The organism is Microbacterium paulum (assembly GCF_015707995.1).
Lineage (GTDB): Bacteria > Actinomycetota > Actinomycetes > Actinomycetales > Microbacteriaceae > Microbacterium > Microbacterium paulum.
Genome location: NZ_JAAGRY010000108.1, coordinates 1 through 4432, shown reverse-complemented (window position 1 = coordinate 4432; position 4432 = coordinate 1). Strand labels below are relative to the sequence as shown.

At 67.9% G+C, this 4432-nt stretch carries 4 protein-coding genes and 1 pseudogene; 3 read left to right on the top strand and 2 right to left on the bottom strand.

The window, feature by feature from the left end:
- The first annotated feature begins 195 nt into the window (after positions 1-195).
- Positions 196-516 (top strand): hypothetical protein, encoded by a 321-nt coding sequence (locus tag G3N18_RS15530; RefSeq protein WP_196385154.1) that lies wholly within the window; start codon positions 196-198, stop codon positions 514-516.
- Positions 517-715: 199 nt separating this feature from the next.
- Here the strand turns inward: G3N18_RS15530 and glnA are convergent, their stop codons facing one another.
- Positions 716-2140, bottom strand: a complete 1425-nt coding sequence (gene glnA, locus G3N18_RS15525; protein WP_196385153.1) for a type I glutamate--ammonia ligase — start codon at positions 2138-2140, stop codon at positions 716-718.
- 144 nt (positions 2141-2284) lie between these two features.
- Between glnA and G3N18_RS15520 the strand changes: the two genes are divergently transcribed.
- Positions 2285-2674 (top strand): RDD family protein, encoded by a 390-nt coding sequence (locus G3N18_RS15520; RefSeq protein WP_196385155.1) that lies wholly within the window; start codon positions 2285-2287, stop codon positions 2672-2674.
- Between the two features lie 48 nt (positions 2675-2722).
- Here the strand turns inward: G3N18_RS15520 and G3N18_RS15515 are convergent, their stop codons facing one another.
- Positions 2723-3433 carry a DUF4191 domain-containing protein gene (locus tag G3N18_RS15515; protein ID WP_196385152.1) on the bottom strand — a complete coding sequence of 237 codons (711 nt, stop codon included), beginning with the start codon at positions 3431-3433 and terminating at the stop codon, positions 2723-2725.
- Positions 3434-3580: 147 nt separating this feature from the next.
- Between G3N18_RS15515 and G3N18_RS15510 the strand changes: the two are divergent.
- Positions 3581-4432 (top strand): annotated as a pseudogene (locus tag G3N18_RS15510) (hypothetical protein); the annotation flags it as partial.

Below are 4432 nucleotides of genomic sequence, written 5' to 3'. Positions count from 1 at the left end.
CAGCGCGGCCTCGGCAAACTCACCCCCGCCGAGTTTGAGATGATCTACAAGGACGCAGAAGCGGCCTGATCACCCCAAACCCCGACTATCAACAAGACTCGGGGCAGACCCCAGAACCTGATCCGGCAAGCGGAGTTTGGCGGAGCTATCCCCGACACCCATGCTGCAAAGCAGGCTGTTGTCCCCAGTGAGCCGTTGCTCATCGCCGACCTCATCGCGCCCCACTCAGGAGAGTTGGGCGTCTCGGCTGAAGTGCAGGGTGTGCTCGACGGGATCCTTGAAGAGCTTCGCGCTAACGCACTGACGGATGCCTCGGCGCGAAACGTTCAATCGCGCAGTGCGCTCGCGTCGATTTCGCTGCCGCTCACCTTGCAGGGGCTTCTCAATGCTGAAGTCGGGCTCGCGCTGGAGCTGATATTCGGCGCGTTGCCACCGGAACGATTGGCTGCGGTGCCAGCGGTCAGCTACGCCGTCGCGCCTGATCTCACACGGGCTCCCGTCGGTGGGCTGCAGTAGCAGCGAACCGTCGAGCCAGCGCGTTGTTCGCGCGCGCAGAAGCGGGCATCCACGCTGTCCGAAGACCTGTCCGTTTACTCCCCGTAGCCGTCCGTAAACGTCCAGAGATAGACTGAGCCCCAGACGGCGATTGCCGCCTGGGGCTCAGTAAATTGCTGGGCTCAGAGACCGGAAGTGTGGCTCTGAGGGCCTCCCGGAATCAGACCCCGAAGTACAGCTCGTATTCGAACGGGTGCGGGCGCGCGGCGAGCGGCTTGATCTCGTTCTCGATCTTGTACTCGATCCACGTCTCGATGAGCTCAGGCGTGAACACGCCGCCCGCGAGCAGGAACTCGTGATCGGCGCGGAGCGCCTCGAGCGAGTCGAGCAGCGAGTTCGGCACCTGCGGGATGTTCTTGGCCTCCTCGGGCGGCAACTCGTAGAGGTCCTTGTCGACCGGCTCGTGCGGCTCGATGCGGTTCTTGATGCCGTCCAGGCCCGCCATCATCTGCGCCGCGAAGGCGAGGTAGGGGTTGCCCGAGGCATCCGGCGCGCGGAACTCGATGCGCTTGGCCTTCGGGTTCGAGCCGGTGATCGGGATGCGGATCGCGGCCGAGCGGTTGCCGGCCGAGTAGACCAGGTTGACCGGGGCCTCGTAGCCCTTGACCAGACGCTTGTACGAGTTCAGCGTCGGGTTCGTGAACGCGAGCACGGCGGGGGCGTGCGCCAGCAGGCCGCCGATGTACCAGCGCGCCGTGTCGGACAGGCCGCCGTAGCCCTTCTCGTCGTAGAAGAGCGGCTTGCCCTCGAGCCACAGCGACTGGTGGGTGTGCATACCCGAGCCGTTGTCGCCGAAGAGCGGCTTCGGCATGAAGGTCGCGACCTTGCCCCACTGCTCGGCGACGTTCTTGACGATGTACTTGAACTTCAGGATGTCATCGGCCGAGTGAACCATCGTGTCGAAGCGGTAGTTGATCTCCTGCTGACCACCGGTGCCGACCTCGTGGTGCGCGCGCTCGAGGATGAGGCCCGACTCGATCAGCTTCAGCGAGATGTCGTCGCGCAGGTCCGCCGTCTTGTCGACGGGGGAGACGGGGAAGTAGCCACCCTTGTACGGGGTCTTGTTGGCGAGGTTGCCGCCCTCTTCGACGCGGCCCGTGTTCCATGCGCCCTCTTCAGAGTCGACCGCATAGAACGAGGCGTTCTGCGAGACCTCGTAGCGCACGTCGTCGAAGATGTAGAACTCGGCCTCGGGGGCGAAGAAAGCGGTGTCGGCGATGCCGGTCGAGGCGAGGTACTTCTCTGCCTTCTTGGCGACCTGACGCGGGTCCTTGGCGTAGATCTCGCCGTTGCGCGGGTTGTAGATGTCGAAGAGCATGATGAGCGTCTTCGCCTCGCGGAACGGGTCGAGGTAGGCGGTGGAGACATCCGGAATCAGCTGCATGTCCGACTCGTGGATGTTCGCGAAGCCGCGGATCGACGAGCCGTCGAAGAGCTGGCCGACCGTGAAGAACTCCTCGTCGACGGTCGAGGCGGGGATGTTGAAGTGCTGCTGCACACCAGGCAGATCCGTGAAACGGATGTCGAGGAACTTGACGTCCTCGTCCTTGATGAACTTCAGCACCTCGGATGAATCTTTGAACATGGAGTCTCCAAGATCGGGTGCGGAACCGAGCCTGACGGGATCGGGCTCGCGCTCACGCTAGCGGGGGAGGGTTGCTCCCCAGTATCCCCCGTGTTTCGAGGATGTTACGAGCCGCCGAGTAGGCTCGATGACGTGACGGATGCCATGGCCGAGAACTCCTATCCGGGCGAACGTCTGGGTCTGCCCGAGACGGGTACCGGCAGCATCGCCCGACCCGGGCGGCGGATCGCGGCCCTCGCGATCGACTGGGCGTGCGCCGTCGTCATCTCCATCGCGTTCTTCTCCTACGACGCGCTCGCCACGACCGTGGTGTTCTCGATCGTGCAGATCCTGTTCCTACCGACCCTCGGTGGCAGCCCCGGGCACCGCCTGCTCGGACTGCGCCTGCAGCTCGCGGGCGGCGGCTGGGTGGGCCTCTGGCGACCGATCGTTCGCACGGTGCTCTTGTGCCTCGTGATTCCGGCGGTCATCTGGGACGCCGATCAGCGGGGCTTGCACGACAAGGCCGCCGGCACCGTGCTGCTGCGCGGCTGAGCAACGCGGTCACACACCGCGCGATCTACCGGCGTAGCCGGGGGTGGATCAGCGCGGGCGAGGCGCGCGGGCGCGCATCGGGTCGATTCCCTTGGGGATCGGCAGCGACGTCACCGACTGCGACACCGAGTCGACGCGCTTGACGACGGCGGCCATCGTGGTGCGGTCGACCTTCTTCGGCAGCGACTTGATCGTCGACGAGAGCTTCGAGATCGGCACATCGCCCTCGCCGTGGCCGACGTAGATCACCTGCACCGGAACGCCCGAGGCGACGCGCTGCACCTTCATCTTCTCGTCGTTGACGAGCCGGGTGAGCCGTCCGCGCGAACCTTCGGCGACGATGACGACGCCGCCCCGCCCGATCACGCGGTAGACCGCGTCTTGCGTCTTCGGGTTGACGCCGACGGGCATGTCGGATGCCACCCAGTTGCGCCCGAGCGAGGTCGACAACACGTGGCCCGAGGCGCCCGGCATACCGTCGAGCTTCTTGTACATCGCACGCGTCGACAGTCGCGTGAGGAGCACCATCGCGCCGAGGATGCCGAACATCAAGCCGGTGAGGCCCCAGAGGATCACGCTCCACACGGCGACCGGGGGCACGAGGAAGCCGATGAGCACGCCGATCGCGATGCCCAGCACGACGATGCCGCCGAGGGCCCAGCCGAGCCACGAGAACTCGGCCTGCGTGAAGGTGAACAGCGAGCGCAGCTGCGCGAAGAATCCGGGGCGCTTCTCGGGCGCGGTACTGCGGGATGACATGGTGACAGCCTACCTTTGCGGGCCGCGCTTGTTCTCATCCGACGATGCCTCCGCGTCGCCTCCTCCCCAGCGCACCGATCGGCGGATCTGTCCACAAGCCGGCCACCGGGCGCCATGTGTCGGGTGCCCCCGCGCGACACTCGGGTCATGCCCGCGAACGCCCCCGCCGACCTCCTCGACCCGCCCGCCGCGCTCCGTCGCCTCCGCGCCGACGAGGCGCCCTACCCCGGCACGCTGCACGCGGGCGATCCGCAGACCGTGCACGTCGACGCCGATCTCGTGCCCGCGGCACTGTGGCGGTGCGCACTCGACGGGCACATCCTCGCGCCGTGGGACCTCTCGCGCACACCGGGCGGGCACGCCGCGGTGATGATCCACTGCCCGGAGCGCTTGTCGGCGTGGAGCGTGGCGGCGGGCGCGCGGGCGGAATACCGGCCGGGTGAGGTGGTGACGGTCGCGGTGAGCGTGCTGCGCGCCGCCGAAGAGGCGCGGCGCATGGGCCTCGAGGCCGGCACGTGGTGGGTGGATGCCACGGGCCGCCCCGTCCTCGCGGCCGCGGGGGACCAGCCCTGGGCCGACGAGGCCGTCGACCTGCTGACCGATCTCGCCGAGGGCATGCGCGGTGCACCGTCGCCCTACGGCGGCCGCCGTCTGGGGGAGGAGCTCGCCGACGCCCTCGACGACGCTCGGCGGCTCGTCGGGAGCGCGAGGCTGCACACGGCTGAGGTGGTCGCGTGCGAAGAGGCCCTCTTCGCCGTCGCGGCGCCCGAACCGCTCGCGCTCGCACCTGCGTCGGCTGAGCTCGAGTCGACGCTCCCGCGACGCGCGACCTCGCTCCGACGCGCCAGCGAGCCGGCCCTGGCCGAATCGTGGCTGGCGCGGTTCACCGACGGAGAGTGGGCGGGCCGCGTCGCCGAGGCTGTCCGCTCGGTCGTGGCCCTCCCGGGCGTGCTCGGTGAGCGACGCCGCGAACGCGCGGCGCGCCGTGCCGCCGAGATC

What these genes read in the sequence shown, in the direction of transcription:
- glnA (WP_196385153.1), bottom strand. Translation starts at nt 2,140, where the DNA reads ATGTTCAAAGATTCATCCGAGGTGCTGAAGTTCATCAAGGACGAGGAC.
- G3N18_RS15520 (WP_196385155.1), top strand. Translation starts at nt 2,285, where the DNA reads ATGGCCGAGAACTCCTATCCGGGCGAACGTCTGGGTCTGCCCGAGACG.
- G3N18_RS15515 (WP_196385152.1), bottom strand. Translation starts at nt 3,433, where the DNA reads ATGTCATCCCGCAGTACCGCGCCCGAGAAGCGCCCCGGATTCTTCGCG.